The sequence below is a fragment of the Occallatibacter sp. genome, from assembly GCF_035317045.1.
Lineage (GTDB): Bacteria > Acidobacteriota > Terriglobia > Terriglobales > Acidobacteriaceae > Telmatobacter.
The window spans coordinates 74,851-89,013 of sequence record NZ_DATHHT010000023.1; the positions used below are offsets into that span (position 1 = coordinate 74,851).

General features: G+C 54.9%; 13 protein-coding genes and 1 tRNA gene. 4 read left to right on the forward strand and 10 right to left on the reverse strand.

Annotation, left to right across the window (positions count from 1 at the left end; all coding sequences use genetic code 11):
• Positions 1-61: 61 nt before the first annotated feature.
• A tRNA-Lys gene (locus VK574_RS10610) sits at positions 62-137 on the forward strand.
• Between the two features lie 39 nt (positions 138-176).
• Here the strand turns inward: VK574_RS10610 and VK574_RS10615 are convergent.
• The 10 genes from VK574_RS10615 to VK574_RS10660 form a co-directional block, all read right to left on the reverse strand.
• The gene (locus VK574_RS10615; RefSeq protein WP_472799889.1) at positions 177-641 is read right to left on the reverse strand and encodes a tyrosine-type recombinase/integrase; all 465 of its coding nucleotides are present in this window, start codon (positions 639-641) and stop codon (positions 177-179) included.
• Positions 642-655: 14 nt separating this feature from the next.
• Complete coding sequence (locus tag VK574_RS10620) at positions 656-1,357, reverse strand: tyrosine-type recombinase/integrase (RefSeq protein ID WP_472799820.1); 702 nt, start codon at positions 1,355-1,357, stop codon at positions 656-658.
• A gap of 88 nt (positions 1,358-1,445) precedes the next feature.
• Positions 1,446-2,276: an AAA family ATPase gene (locus tag VK574_RS10625; RefSeq protein ID WP_472799821.1), complete on the reverse strand. Its 831-nt coding sequence runs from the start codon at positions 2,274-2,276 to the stop codon at positions 1,446-1,448.
• Positions 2,276-2,854: a DUF3854 domain-containing protein gene (locus VK574_RS10630; RefSeq protein ID WP_472799822.1), complete on the reverse strand. Its 579-nt coding sequence runs from the start codon at positions 2,852-2,854 to the stop codon at positions 2,276-2,278. Before VK574_RS10630 ends, VK574_RS10625 begins: the two co-directional genes overlap by 1 nt.
• Before the next feature lie 69 nt (positions 2,855-2,923).
• The gene (locus VK574_RS10635) at positions 2,924-3,232 is read right to left on the reverse strand and encodes a helix-turn-helix domain-containing protein (RefSeq protein ID WP_472799823.1); all 309 of its coding nucleotides are present in this window, start codon (positions 3,230-3,232) and stop codon (positions 2,924-2,926) included.
• Between the two features lie 1,205 nt (positions 3,233-4,437).
• A complete protein-coding gene (locus VK574_RS10640) occupies positions 4,438-5,448 on the reverse strand; it encodes a glycoside hydrolase family 130 protein (RefSeq protein ID WP_472799824.1) in 1,011 nt (336 codons plus the stop codon).
• On the reverse strand, positions 5,414-7,822 hold the full coding sequence (locus VK574_RS10645; protein WP_472799825.1) for a glycosyltransferase family 4 protein: 2,409 nt from the start codon (positions 7,820-7,822) through the stop codon (positions 5,414-5,416). The genes VK574_RS10640 and VK574_RS10645 overlap by 35 nt, the downstream gene beginning before the upstream one ends.
• A gap of 501 nt (positions 7,823-8,323) precedes the next feature.
• Positions 8,324-8,554 carry a hypothetical protein gene (locus tag VK574_RS10650; protein WP_472799826.1) on the reverse strand — a complete coding sequence of 77 codons (231 nt, stop codon included), beginning with the start codon at positions 8,552-8,554 and terminating at the stop codon, positions 8,324-8,326.
• 166 nt (positions 8,555-8,720) lie between these two features.
• Complete coding sequence (locus tag VK574_RS10655) at positions 8,721-9,569, reverse strand: Crp/Fnr family transcriptional regulator (protein ID WP_472799827.1); 849 nt, start codon at positions 9,567-9,569, stop codon at positions 8,721-8,723.
• A gap of 265 nt (positions 9,570-9,834) precedes the next feature.
• A complete protein-coding gene (locus tag VK574_RS10660; protein WP_472799828.1) occupies positions 9,835-10,965 on the reverse strand; it encodes a YXWGXW repeat-containing protein in 1,131 nt (376 codons plus the stop codon).
• 657 nt (positions 10,966-11,622) lie between these two features.
• Between VK574_RS10660 and VK574_RS10665 the strand changes: the two genes are divergently transcribed.
• From VK574_RS10665 to VK574_RS10675, 3 genes are all read left to right on the forward strand, one after another.
• Entirely contained in the window at positions 11,623-12,312 is a 690-nt protein-coding gene (locus tag VK574_RS10665) for a lipid-binding SYLF domain-containing protein (protein WP_472799829.1), read from the forward strand.
• Positions 12,313-12,394: 82 nt separating this feature from the next.
• Positions 12,395-12,544, forward strand: a complete 150-nt coding sequence (locus tag VK574_RS10670; RefSeq protein WP_472799830.1) for a lmo0937 family membrane protein — start codon at positions 12,395-12,397, stop codon at positions 12,542-12,544.
• Positions 12,545-13,062: 518 nt separating this feature from the next.
• Positions 13,063-13,962 (forward strand): acyl-CoA desaturase, encoded by a 900-nt coding sequence (locus tag VK574_RS10675; protein ID WP_472799831.1) that lies wholly within the window; start codon positions 13,063-13,065, stop codon positions 13,960-13,962.
• Positions 13,963-14,163 lie beyond the last annotated feature (201 nt).

Consider the following 14,163-nt stretch of genomic DNA (forward strand, 5'->3'; position numbering starts at 1 on the left):
TGATTTTCACTCGGATCCGCGCCACGCAACTTTCCCACTGCATAGCGTTTTCAAACCCTCTGGACGCGTAGCTCAACTGGCAGAGCATTCGGCTCTTAACCGACAGGTTGCTGGTTCGATTCCAGCCGCGTCCACCATCTAAAATCCCCAATAAATATGCAGGTTCCAGTGATTTTCTACATTATCCGCCCGGTCTCTGCTCCTTCTGACTGGAGTGGAAACTGGAGTGACTGCTTTTGTGTGGCCTGTTTCTTGATCTTCTTTGCAGGCTCAGTGGCCGTGTCGAATGCCGCAGTGATGGCTTGCCGTTTGGCCGTGTTCCCGATGTGGCTGTATCGCTCCAGCATCTTCTTCGATACGTGACCCGCAAGCGCCATGATGGTTCGATCCGAGACCGCACTTTCTCCGATCTTCGAAATGAACGTATGCCGTGCGTCGTGCCAGCGACATTGCACCTTGGCCTTCTTACGCGCCGCGTCCCATGCAACCTTGAACGAGGAGATGTGCTTCGTTGGGTCGATAGAGTGGGGAACAACTTTGCCGCTCTTGTGGCCCTTCTCGCCGTCCAGTCCGTACTGCTCGGATGGAAAGACGAAGTGCTCAGACTTGGCACCGGGGAAGTTCTTGCACCACCCCTTCAGGCAGTTGAGGGCATCTACGGAAGCGGAACAATTCTGCCCTCGCCTGCCTGCGTCTTAGATTTGCCTACAGTGATACAGCCGTTTACAAGATCGACGTTGCGCCACTGGAGATTCAGTAGTTCGCCGCTACGCAGACCTGTACGCAGACTGACAAGAAATGCAGGATACAGGCCACGCGACCTGTTGGCCTTGCACGCGACCAGTAGACGGTGCTGCTCATCGTCGCTGAGTGCGCGGCCCACTCCTTCACTGGTCTTGAGCATCCGTGTGTCTAGTTGGATGTTCGCCCACAACCTGTGCTTGCGCATGATGGCACGAAGAGACGCCGTTTCCAGATTGATTGTTTTTGGTGCTGCACTTTCATCTTTGCGCTTGGTCTGGTACCGACCTACATCATCGCCGCTGATGTCAGTGAGCAGCATTTTGCCGAAATGCGGAGTGAGATGCTTCAGGTTGTATGACTCGATCCGATGTTGGTTTGGACTCCAGCGGGCCTTGTTGATTTCGAGCCAATCGGTAGATGCTTTTATGAACATGACCGGCTTCCGCTCTTTCAGGATGTGGTGAACACCCTCGATCAGTTCGCGGCGTCGTTGATCCATCGCTTTCTGCGCGAGTTGTTTGCTCGTGGTGTCTGAACTGCGCTGATAACGGACTCCCCTGTAGATGAAGTCGTAGTACCAGTTCTTCGAACCGGCTTTCTTGAACAATCCCATTTCGTCTTCCTTCCGTGTCGTGTTATATATCTCCGTCTCCTACAATGTGTACCTGCGTAGACGTCGCGCCTTTGATGCGAGAGATTCATTAAGCGGCCAAGTACGTATACAACGTCTGTCGGCTGATGCCGAATTCACGCGCGATCTCCGACTTCTTCGCACCCTTCGCCTCTATAGAGCCAAGCGCACGTGATACAGCTTGAGAGCCACCAACTTTTGAGAGATGTCGAATGATGATGACCGCCAAGCGATGTTTGTCAGCCAAGGCAGAGATGCCGTCAAGCAACGGACGTGTCTCGTTCGCCTGATTCATGTTGACCTTCGCGCCCAGGAACGATTGCAGAGGATCTACGATGAACAGCTTTGCTTTCGACTTCGTTACTGCCTGCTCTAGCTCAGCGATGTTTTCGAGCGTAAGGTTTACAGACTTGTTAGTAGAGTCCACCGCACCAGTGAGAATGAACAGGCGCGTGAGATCACCGCCCATCGCTTTGAAGCGGCGTCGAATCGTTTCGGGCAAGCTCTCATTGGTCCAGTACAGTGTGTTGAACGGTCTGATTCTCTTCCCGGTGAATGTGTCGATGCCACGTGAGCCATCGGCCGCAATCTTTAGCCCAACCCACGTCTTGCAGCTACCGGGATGCCCACACAGGCCGCTCAGCATACGCAGCAAAATGCGCTGGTCGAGTAAAAACTCCATCGGCTTATCCTCTACAGTGTCAGCACGCAGAAGCGAGAGCTTGATGCCTGTACTCTCATCGGCAGCAGCACCGCTCCATTGAGGCATGGTGAGGGCGAGATCCTTGATAACACCAACTCCCCACCGCGCGATGACATCGCAGGGCGAGGCACCTTTTTCTCCGGGCAGCGGAGGAATCGGCAAGACACACACCCGAGCGCCAGTTTTCTTTCTTGCCATCACACTGCCTCCGCAAAGAGCTTTGCAGCGGCGTGCGCAGACTCACGCACATCTTGATTGGTAAGAACATCGCCGTCGAACGCCAAGAGCACCCGACGACCACTCCACTTGATGTTGCTCAAATACTCGTGCAGCTTCTGCTTCTTTGTTCCAGCCATGAACACGCCATCTTTGCCACCAGTGCCTATCGCATAGAAGTCGCGTTCCGCGAGCGCAAGTGCACTACACTCTGACTCAACGATGTAGAAATCGACGGACGTGTCAGCAAAGGCGGGCTTCCAATTCAAGCTGGAGGGGAAGTAGAGCACATTGCCCCCGCCGCGTTTACGGGTGAACTTCATCGGTTTGCCCGTCTTCGTGTCGATAGGTGGAACCTTGTGCCGCGTGCTCGTAGCATCAAGGTCTCTGCCTGTCAGTGGGCAGATGCGATGGAACAAAATCCGGTCGTCGTAGATCTTCACGTGGCTGCGCAATGCGAACTCCACACTGACTGCATGATCCGTGAGGTATTGTTCAGCCCATGGCTTCACCTTGGGCTTTGCGCGCCGTACTGGTTTCCGCTTTCGATTGACTTTCACTGAACCTTCCTCCTGATGACGGCCGCTCTGCCGTTCTTGTATTCGTTGAACAGTTACGCAACATACCTTCTAGCGGGTGCCGATCATAAACTTCGGGTTCACGGGCCGGGTGCTGGTAGAGATGACCCGATCAAGCTCAGACCGCTTGATACGTACCGTGCGAGAGTTGAGCCTGACAGACTCGATCTGGCGGGCAGCGATCATCTTGTAAACGGTGATGCGGTGTATATGTAGTTCAGCAGCGACTTGATCCGCAGTAAGTAGCGCAGTGGGTGTCGCTGGCGGCTGCTGGTGCAGCATGCGGGGGCCACGTGTTGCAGGCACACGATGCCCTGCCGAACTGGACACAGGTGTGCGCCTCTTCGATGTTGTAGCCATCGGGGAAATCTCCTGAGATTGGATTTTGGTGGGGAATGAACTACGGAGTTCTCAGAGACGCTCGGTTGGCTACATCAACGGCACCGAGGTTGGCCGTTTAGTCGTTCCCGCGTTGCACGGGACCGCAACTATACGAAGGCGCGGAACCTTCACTATTCCGAAGGCCCGAATTTGGTAAGCTCTCACCTCTTCAGGGTGAGCACCTCTATTATACCAAATCTGCTGTTGACTCCTGTACACAACAGGAGCACCGCACTAAATATCGCTAACGCAGGTACATACGGTCAAATGACCTAGAGTGGAAACTGGAGTGACTATGCTGCTAAATGCGGCTATCTTGTGCTAACACCTACTACTGAATTTATGAGGCCAGATCAGCATAAAACCCGCATGGATACTAGGGAACCCGCATATTCATTGAGGATGATGGAGCAACCTTGAAATCAACATCTTTCTTCTCTTAACCGACAGGTTGCTGGTTCGATTCCAGCCGCGTCCACCAACTCATCAACAACTTAGTAAACACGTTCCGGGGCGGGAGAGATGCTTGCCAGTTTTCTGGAAAAAACTCTCAGCATTCAACACCTCGGATTGTACGAGCGCGTTTCGGAATCGGCAGCACACTACGCACAGAAGTTGCTGAAGCGAGAAGGTCTGAGCAAGGAAGATGCCGACAAATTCGCACGCCAGTTGCTATATGGCTACAAAGATCACTCGTTCGCGATTGACTGTGATGAGATTAGAGACGTTCTCGGAGACCGGATCGAAAAAATCGAAACTGCTGAATACAAACTTGCAAATCAGATTCACCAATACATGGAGAGAGCCAATCTCGCCTACGGGATCTTTCACAGGAAATATTGTTCTCTGATCGGAAGAGCGGATGGCCAGAAGCTCGAAGATTTAGACAGCGATTCGAACCCCAAATGATTCGATGTGTGAAGCCACTCTGATATCAGAGTGCTCATTCTGCGCCTCGCAGGGAAAGCCAGTAGTAACGCCGCCAGCAGAACATGCAGCGAACCGGCCGAAGAGCAAACATCGCCAGGAGCCCATCAATCGAACGCAACTCACCGGGTTTGAATTGATCCGAGTTGCAGGAAGGGCAAACGCGTCGGGGCCACAGAACATGCGGCAGCCAACTTGGCCAGGTTGTGGTTGCAGCAGTCATCCGGAACATCCTTTCAGTAAAACGAGAGCGAGTTTCACCGCGCAACCCCATCGCCCGAACTGGGATTTGCTTCCAGCCAGGCGAGAAATGCATGGATGCTGCCCGTGGCCATGGCAATGCACGAGTCGGCTGCACCGTAGTAGAGATTGATGGTGTCTCCATCGGCCCCAATTGTCTGTCCGCACGGAAACACGACGTCGTTCACGTCTCCACTGCGCTCATAGGGTGCATCCGGGCCGAACATCCAGGATTCTCCCCGCTGCAAGCAAACTTCCGGCTTTTCCAGATCGAAGAGCGCGAGGCCCAGGCGATAGATACTTCCGGATGCAGTTTGCCGCACCCCGTGATAAATCATCAGCCATCCCTTTGGTGTTTCGATCGGAGGGGAGCATAACCCAATCTTGTTCGCATCCCACCATCCGCCGCGTCGGGCTTCCAGGATGACTTTATGGCTGCCCCAATGCCTCAGATCCGGCGAATACGAAATCCACATGTGGGCGCCAAGCGTAGTTACCGGACGATGGATCATGGCCCAGTATCCGTTGATTCTCCGTGGCAGCAATGCGGCATCTTTGTCTTCAGGCGGCATGATTACGCCGTATCGATCAAAGGTTCTGAAGTCCTTCGTGAGAGCCAGTGAAACTCCGGGGCCGCCGCGGGCAAACGAGGTGTAAGCCACCGCGTATTGTTCGAGCTCCGGGACGAAAGTGATGCGGGGATCTTCGATGCCCCAGACTTCTTCAGGATACTCGCGCGGATTTGCAACGAGCGTGGGTTTCTGGTCGATGCGCCATCCATCGATACCGTTGGCAGAACGAGCGGCGCAAAGGTGTGAAATGCCGCGCCGGTCCTCCACGCGACACAGTAGCAATGTGTCTCCATCATCGAGACGCACAGCCCCGGCGTTGAAGACGCTGTTGATTGGATAGGGCCAATTTTCCCTGCTCAGAATCGGGTTGTGCTCGTAGCGTGTGAGAAGGTGAGTTTCGCTGGATTCGACAGCCGGCGAATCATGAAACGGAGCTGTTGCGGTATTCGAATTCAACGGGGAACGCTCTTTCCGGGTACGTTGTTTCTGCGCTTGTTTCAGGTGATGCCTGCATGTCAAGCTGGGCCATCAGGAAGGAGAGCGTAGATTCAGCTCCCTGGTTCTCGTTGACGCGATCTGGATGCAGTCCGTCCTTGCACCCGCCTGTTGTGGCATCGTATAGCGCCACGCGGAGGTCGTTCTTGCCAAGGAACCAATCGAACACGCGATTTGCTTCATCGCGCCAACGCTCGTCCCGCGTCAGCTTGTATGCCTCCAGGCAGGCAGAGATCGTGCCGCAAGCTTCCACCGGTTGCTGATCAAAGCGCGGTCTCTCTTTGCCCTCACTGAAGGATCCGCTGGAACCGAGAGGCACGAACATCATCGAGTCGTCCCGGTGCTGCGCCGCAACGAGCCATTCCAGCGCCTCGACTCCGGCAGCAATCATTCTCTTGTTTTCACTGTGCCATCCGGCCAGAATGAGCGCCTGCGGCAATCTTGCGTTTGAGTAGGAAAGGCTTTTCTCAAACCAATGCCAAGTATCATTGGAGCTTCGTAGGTAAATATCCAGCAGGCGATCGGCTAGCGTGTTGCGATGGCTTTGAATCTCTCTGTCGCCTGGGAAGCGTCCAAGATATGCCTGCATTCCGAGCACGCTGAACGCCCATGCGCGCGGACTCGTAAACATCATGGCTGAAGGAACCGCGGCCTCGAAGAGTCTTCCTGCAGCGCCGCGCAATCCGGCATTCTGCGATTGCCCCAGGACAGTTCCCAAAGCCCACAGAGCACGTCCATGGCTGTCTTCTGAACCAATCTGTTCCAGCCAATTGCGGTCGTAGCTCAGGAAGTTCCTGAAACGCCCCGCATCGGAATTGAACGCGAGCCAGAGAAAAGCAAGGTACCTCCGAGAGAGATCAAGGTGCCTGGATTCATCCACAGCCTCAAGGCGAGTGGAAACAATGAGCGCGCGAGCGTTGTCGTCCGTCGTATAGCCCTCGCGTGAATTGGGTACAGAAAAGATTGCATGCTGCAACATCCCTGTGTCATCCGTCATGGTCAAAAGATGGCGGATGTCGAGCTCCGGCAGCAGATCTTCAGACTCTGCCGGTGGCACAACTAAATCATCCGGGTGGCTCGCCTTCGGCTGCAATGAACGCTCGAACCGTGCGCGCTGAAAGCTTGCCATATAGGCCTTCGCCGTTTTCGGCCAGGTTGTCCCACGGGAGTAGAGATAAGCCCTCTTGCGCATCGCGTGGCGTTCCGCAGGGTTCTCGAGTAGAGCGAGAACTGCCTCGGAGATGGCGTCGGGTTTCTCAAAGGGAACGACGACGCCTCTCTTCTCAGCAAGCAGCTCCTTGGCATGCCAATAGGGCGTTGAGATGATCGCTTTGCCTGCTCCAAGCGCGATGGCAAGAGTGCCAGACACGATCTGCGCTTCCTGCCGATAAGGAGTGATGTAGATATCCGCCGCCCCCACATGCTCCACGAGCTCTTCCGCACTCACAAAGCGATTGTTGAGAATCAGGTGATCGCTGACGCCGAGCTGCTCGGCAAGCACCTGCAGGCTTTCGCGGTAGACCTCTCCTTCACGTCGCCGGATGTGTGGATGCGTTACCCCGGAAACGATATAGACCACGTTCGGATGGCGCTTCAGAATCGCGGGTAGTGCTCGAATCACGTTCTCAATTCCCTTGTTAGGGGATAAGAGTCCAAAGGTGAGCAAGACGGATTTTCCCTCGGTGCCGAACTTGTCCTTGAAATAGTTGGGATCCATGAAAGGAAGGTCCGGCACGCCGTGCGGGATCACGTCGATCTTCCCGCTTGGAACCGAATACACATCGCGAAGAAGCTGGGCCGCTAGTTCGCTCATTACAACCAGACGATCAGAGAGCTGCGCGATTTCTTCCAGCACGATACGTTGATTTGCATCGGGCTCGCGCAGAACGGTGTGTAGCGTCGTCACCAGCGGCATTTTCAATTTGCGAAGCAATGCCAGAATGTAGCGGCCGGCGGCGCCTCCAAAAATACCATATTCATGTTGCAGGCAAACAAGGTCGTTGCCATTGAAGTTGAGAAACTCTGCGGCTCGCTCGTATGACGCTAGATCCTCTTGCTCCAACTCAAGACGAACCTGCTCCGGGTATTCGTAACTTGAATCGGGATCGTTGACCGGAATCGCAAAGAGGCGACCGTGGCCGAATTCGTCTGTAAGAGCATTGCACAGGTCGGTCGTGAAGGTTGCGATGCCGCACTCGCGCGGCAAATAGTTCCCCACAAACGCAATGCGGGTAGGCAGTGGCAGGGTGCACTCTTCGAATGGGACCGAGAAAGAGGCCGCAGGAAGCGATCCTTCAAAAGGTTTTACAGAATTCTTCGTATTTGGAAAAAGCATTTGTCCTGCTTTCAGTTTTAGTCTACGTCGTGCATGACGGATTGCACCCATTACACGCGGGTGCTTCGATCATCATTTGGCTCTCGTATTGTCCCGCAGCTTATCGTGCGGGAATTGCCAACGGGTGGCTCTCGACAACAACGTCCAGCGATGTGTTTTGCTGAATCTGCCGGGCTTCCATTGTGACGTTCGCGATGTAGAAGCCTGGAAACCGCGAGATCCGGAGAGAATCAAACTCCGCGGCATTGAATCGCTTGTTGATCCCTCTCAGCGCACGGGCTAAGGCGCGATGAATTGCAAGTTCTTCTGTTCGCCCGCATCCTTGCCGCGAACAGGATCCCTGCACCCACATGAAGTGCCAGCCGGCTCTACGGATCATTACATCGAAATTCGACGCTTCAATCTTTTCAACATGAGCCCAATTGTCACAAAAGCGCTCTCTAAGCGGGTCAACACGATCTGGCAACGTGCACCCGCTGCGTAAAAAGATGGAATGCAACATCAAGCTTTTACGCTTTTGGAAGTGGCCGTCGGAGTGGTATCCGTCTCAGGAGTGGTGGGAATATTGAGTGGATTGTCCACCGAATCGTGCACTTTGGAATCTCCGCCTGTGGAGTCCTCATGCGCGAAGCCGGTTGCATCTGACTGGCTCTCGGGTCGAGCCAGGTGAATCTCGCTGCGGTGGCGGGCGGAAAGGTGGTTCTTTACGTCCGCTTTCTTGATGAGGCTCATGGCAGCTCCAGTCGTTTGGTTGCTTGCTTGGAAGATGCTCGTCTGAAGCGAAGCCTGGAGTGCCGAAGGCGAGAAAGGGGGAAACAGTGTCTCCTCCAAGCATACGCTGGCCAAGGCTCGCGTGCCGGAATGCCAAAGGGATTCCGCCGCGGGCGTTTCGAGGTCGCTACGCACTCCGAAGCCGTCGAGTCGGCTTACGCATGGTTGTTTTCACAGTCTTAGCCGCGGACTTAAGAACTTTCCTGGGAAATGGGATTGGTGGCTTCTTGGCATTGTGCTCTGGCAACTGGTCGAGCAAGACTACATTGAGCAGCGATTTATGAACCTGGATACGGCCGCTATAGCTTATGAAACCAAGCTTGCGAAAGCGGTTCATAAAGAAGCTCACGCGGGACCGCGTGGTGCCGATCATATCCGCCAATGTCTGCTGCGTGATTTGCGGAATAAAAGTCTCCGGTTCACCTGGTTTGCCGAATTCCGCCATCAATAGGAGAATCCGCGCAAGACGTTTTTCGCTGGAATTGAAAAGCTGATCGACAAGATCAGCCTGGATTCGCATACTGCGGACCAGCAGGAATTTGAGGAAGATCTCGGCAAAGGCCGGCTCATCATGCATTACGCGGATCATCTCTTCTCTGCCAATCTTTAGCGCTGTGCAGGAATTGACGGCAGTAGCGGTCGCCAGGTGCAAGCCCACGATTGCGGCCAGAGATTCCTCTCCAACAAAATCAGTAGCAGATAGAAGAGTGATCGTAGCCTCTTTGCCGTTCTCTGAGACAACGGTGAGCCGTGCTCGGCCCTTCTGCAGGTAAAACACGGAGTCCGCGGCGTCTCCCTGGCAAAAGAATGTCTGCTTCGGCTTCAACTCGATAATTCTCCGGCCAAGTCCAGCACTTGCCAGAAAGCCAGCGGGATCGAATGTTTTAGGGTCAAGGCTCGTCAGGATAGTTACCTCGTTACCGTCCTTCTTGTACGGACTGCCCACCTTTGCGGCAACGCTGTCGGAATTGCCCATCGGTGCATAGAGGTACACTGCATGCGGACAGACGGTCTCAGACCGACCGCATCTACGATCACTCTCTGTCCATCATCACGTGGTTCGAGCGCGCGTGTCTGGTCAAAACTGCTCACTTTGTTGCAGACAAACGCGAGACCGTGATCTGTGGGCGACGATCTGGTCATCCGCACCTACTGCGATTGGATGTAACCGCTTCGACTGGGGCGCAAACAGCGACGGCCGGGCAATCTGCCCGGCCGCTGCCAACGAATTCAACCTGCACTCAATTCTTCTTGTCAGGTCGATCCTGCTTGTTTTGCTGCTTCGGCTGCCGAGCCTGCAAGGACTGTTGCTGGGCCTCGTGCCTGTTCGATAACTGTTGTGTCTGCTGCTGATGTTTCTGCTCAACTTGCTGTGTCCGGGAATCGGTGGCCTTTTGCCGGCTCAACTGCTGATGCTCCGAGTCTTGCCTCTGCTGAAGGTTTTGGCGATCCTGGTTCTGCCTGGTAATCAAGTTGCCCTGCTGCTGTTCATACTTCCGATCCGCCTTGGCATTTCCTGAGTTTGTTGGGTCGGGACGTGCTATGGGAGTTAGATCATTTGGATGGACAAGCCTTCGAGTCTGATTGTTTTCAGGCTGCCTTGTTGGCTGCTCGGCGCGAGGCTCCACTGTCGCGCCAGCGCCTTCAGGCCTTATAGCTTCGATTACCGGTCTGGGTTCTGCAGCCCGATGTTCATTGACTGCTTCCGGTCTCGTGCTCACTGCGCCTGGCTGGTTACCGCGATTAGACGATGACCGAAAAGTTGGACTAACTCGCGCTGTCTGCGCATGTTCAATCTGAACCGCTACGGGTGCAACATGTCTCTGTCTCCCTGCGGCCTCTTGCTCAGAGGAAGCCCGTGCCTCGATGCCACCGCTGCCGCCGTTGAAGCTGACACGGCTTTCGTTTTGGCTCCTGAAGTGTGTGTCATAGACATTGCGATTTCTTGCGACATCCACGTTGTTGGCCGAACGGTTGTAGAAGAACTGCCCGTGGTCCCAGCGTCCTCCATCATAGCCGCTGCCTGAGTACCCGAAGCCGTAGTTAATGCCGCCGTAAAACCCAACCTCGGATCCCCAGTAGCCTTCGTGAAAGCGATACCCGCCGTCTCCCCAACCCCAGTAGGGGGGAGTCCACAGCAAGCCCTGTTCCGGAGCCATCACCCATTCACCGTCGACCCAGTAGTAGCCGGTAGCGCTCTCGTCATAAGCCCAGTAGCCGGGTGTCCAAAGATAGCCATCTCCAGGGCAGAGTGGCTGCTCGTAGACAGGCAGAGCAGGCGGGCCGATCGAGATGGATAGCTGAATCTGCCCGATAAGTGTGGCCGGCATGGCCAATGCAAGAGATGCGAATAGAACCCGAATCGTACGCATAGGATCCTTTTGACCGATCATCCTTCGATTACTCGCCTGCGCAGTACCATATCGAGCTGCGAGGACTGATAGGCGACGTGTTGCACGTCATGTTGAAGGCTCCCACTTAGATAGGATCAAGTCTGTGTAGTAATGCTCACCTTCCGTAGATATCGCAATCGATCAAGCATGACGCATATCGAAAATCTTTTCTTGCTGCAAAGGCGCCGAATCCATTCAGGCACATAGATATGGCAAGGTTGTCGCCAAATGCAAAGCGGCTGAGCTGGTATGGTATGCTCCACCGCTTCATGCCGCAGCTGAACGGTACTTGTGATCGCCGCCAGCATGGTTGCCATCGCCTTTGTCGTGCGATCCGCCTTGCCCGCCATCGGCCTGTCGCGAGTGTGGCATGGCGGAACTCTTTTTGACTGCTCACTTTTGACTACTCTCCCGGGAAAGCCGCCTATCTCGGGCGGCGCGCTTTCGGGCGACTGATTGTAGCTATAGGTGATTCTTGCCTTTCAGCGTTGTCGTCGGGCAACTGCTTCGCATTTCACAAATAGAGCGCTATTGCTCAGACAGATGTGCGCGGCCCCCCTACCGTGAGAAGTACCTCGTGCGCCTTAGTGTGCGGAAAGCAGGCGCCGATGCGCACAGGTAGAAAATGGTGTTTGAATGAAGAAAGCTATCACCTTTGTTGCACTACTCAGTCTGACCAGCATTGGCTGGGCGGGAACCAATCGCGAAGCAACCAACGACCGGTTGGACCATGCGGGCAGTGTTTTGCACGAGATCATGGCCGCGCCGGATAAAGGTATCCCGCAAGAGGTTCTGGAACACGCAAAATGCGTTGCCGTCGTTCCCCATCTCCTCAAGGGCGGCTTTGTGTTCGGCGCGGAAAATGGCCGCGGCGTAGCCACCTGCAGGACTCCGGACGGCTGGAGCGCGCCAATCTTCTTTGCGATCACAGGCGGCAGCTGGGGATTGCAGATCGGCGTCGAAGGTGTGGACCTGGTCATGATCATCCAGAATGAGCGGGGAATGAAACAGCTGCTCTCCAGCAGGTTTGAATTGGGTGCGGACGCCTCAGCGGCAGCCGGACCGGTAGGTCGCCACGCTTCAGCCGACACCGATTGGAAAATGGATGCAGAGATCCTGACCTATTCACGAGCCAGGGGAGCCTTTGCCGGACTAACTTTGAACGGTGCTTCGATTCGCCATGACGAGGATTCCACCAGGGCCGTTTACGGCCATGACGTCTCCAATGCCCGAATCTTGAAGGGTGAAGTTGCCATGCCGGGCGAGGCGCACTCCTTCCTCGAGGCCGTCAGGAACGCAAAAGCGCAAGCAGTCGCCTCGAACTAACAACAGTCGTTCTAAACACACTGCGGACTCTCCCGGCAGATTCCAAGCCGGGACGTCCGCACTCTTTTGAGAAGGGGAATATATGCTTTGGACAATTTTTGCAGTCATTCTGATTTTGTGGCTCCTTGGCTTTAGCCTCCACTTGGGCGGCGGGCTGATTCACTTATTGTTGGTGATTGCGTTGATCGTTCTCGTCTTCAACCTGATCAGCGGACGACGGTCCGCTCTCTAAGGCGAAGGGAATGCTATCGCGCGCTCGGTCGATAAGAGGACACGAAGCTGAGAGGGTTACAATCGAGGTATGCCACAATTGCCGGCACTGCAAACGAGATATGACGAGAACGGCATTCCCGTCTCAGCGAAGTGTTCTCTGTGTGGCGAACATATGCCTCAAGGCAAACCGCGCATCACGTCCCCGATCGACAACGTTGCGTGGTTTACTGCCCAATTCACCCTTCACGTTGCACAAATTCATCCGCCCGCCGCGCCCCGCAAATCCACTGGATGACGCACTTCCGGAGTTCCTGGATACTTCGGGTTGACTTGGCTCGCCAGGAATTCACCCGAAACTGTTCAATATTGACCAGCCCTCGGAAGTGATTCGGTGAGATCTTGAAAGTAGTGTGGCGCTACCCTATTCGCTCACTCCCCCTTTCTGAGAGATCCTCTGAAACCAGTGGCGAAGATTGAAGCAGGTAGCCAACGGGACCTGAGATTCAGACCCCTGATTCGTTGAGTATCGGCGGAATTATGCGAATGTCAGAATTCTTCAAACGGGATAGGACGTTCAGACAGCCAGCCATCTGGATCACAATCTTCTTCATGGTCTTGTTTCACGCCGGCGCAGTGGCAGCGCTGTTCTTCTTCAGTTGGAAAGCCCTCCTTCTCGCGGGACTGCTGTGGTGGGTTGCTGGGAGCCTCGGCATCGGGATGGGATACCACCGGCTGCTCACGCATCGTGGTTACAAAACGACCAAGTGGATGGAATATGTCCTGGCCGTGTGCGGTACTCTGGCCCTGGAAGGGGGACCGTTACTCTGGGTTGCCACCCATCGCATGCATCACCAGAACACCGATAAAGAGGGCGATCCGCATTCTCCCCACGATGGTGGTTTTTGGGCTCATATGGGCTGGGTTCTCACCGGTCAGACCATGCAAAAGAATTCAGCTGCGCTTATGCCCTATGTGCCCGAGCTGCGTAAAGACCGCTTTCAAATGTGGATCAGCCGCTGGCACTGGGTGCCGATCACGATACTGGCCTGTCTGCTTTTGGCCATCGGCGGATGGCGTTGGGTTCTCTGGGGCATCTTCCTTCGTACGGTAATTGGGCTTCACTCCACCTGGCTGGTCAACTCCGCCACGCATATGTGGGGAAGACGGCGCTTTGGCACGCATGATGATTCCAGGAACAGCCTTTGGGTGGCGCTCCTGACCTTTGGGGAGGGCTGGCACAACAACCATCACGCCTATCCTCAATCAGCCCGTCATGGGATGGCCTGGTACGAATTCGATCCGAACTGGTATGGAATTCTCGTCCTGCGCATTCTCGGCCTTGCCTGGGATGTGAAGGCGCAAAAACTCAGTCGCGGCAACGCCAAAGGCATTGAAACACAACCCCCTCGCGAGAATTTGTCGCCGCAGAATGTGTAGCTAAAGAGTCGCGTTGCCACAATACACCGAGTCTGACGCAATGCCCGCGGTATCCGGCTCGGGAGCCGCTCTCACGATTTCTAGATAGTCCTTCCGCGTCCCTCCTGACAAAACCAGAATCTGTTGCGCCGGTCTTTCCGCGTTCACGATATCCCCGCGAAGGAAATGCATCATCGGCAGATTACCGCGTGGCGGAAATCC

What these genes read in the sequence shown, in the direction of transcription:
- VK574_RS10670 (WP_472799830.1), top strand. Translation starts at nt 12,395, where the DNA reads ATGCTTTGGACAATTTTTGCAGTCATTCTGATTTTGTGGCTCCTTGGC.
- VK574_RS10655 (WP_472799827.1), bottom strand. Translation starts at nt 9,569, where the DNA reads ATGGGCAATTCCGACAGCGTTGCCGCAAAGGTGGGCAGTCCGTACAAG.
- VK574_RS10660 (WP_472799828.1), bottom strand. Translation starts at nt 10,965, where the DNA reads ATGCGTACGATTCGGGTTCTATTCGCATCTCTTGCATTGGCCATGCCG.
- VK574_RS10620 (WP_472799820.1), bottom strand. Translation starts at nt 1,357, where the DNA reads ATGGGATTGTTCAAGAAAGCCGGTTCGAAGAACTGGTACTACGACTTC.
- VK574_RS10645 (WP_472799825.1), bottom strand. Translation starts at nt 7,822, where the DNA reads ATGCTTTTTCCAAATACGAAGAATTCTGTAAAACCTTTTGAAGGATCG.
- VK574_RS10625 (WP_472799821.1), bottom strand. Translation starts at nt 2,276, where the DNA reads ATGGCAAGAAAGAAAACTGGCGCTCGGGTGTGTGTCTTGCCGATTCCT.
- VK574_RS10665 (WP_472799829.1), top strand. Translation starts at nt 11,623, where the DNA reads ATGAAGAAAGCTATCACCTTTGTTGCACTACTCAGTCTGACCAGCATT.
- VK574_RS10675 (WP_472799831.1), top strand. Translation starts at nt 13,063, where the DNA reads ATGCGAATGTCAGAATTCTTCAAACGGGATAGGACGTTCAGACAGCCA.
- VK574_RS10650 (WP_472799826.1), bottom strand. Translation starts at nt 8,554, where the DNA reads ATGAGCCTCATCAAGAAAGCGGACGTAAAGAACCACCTTTCCGCCCGC.
- VK574_RS10635 (WP_472799823.1), bottom strand. Translation starts at nt 3,232, where the DNA reads ATGGCTACAACATCGAAGAGGCGCACACCTGTGTCCAGTTCGGCAGGG.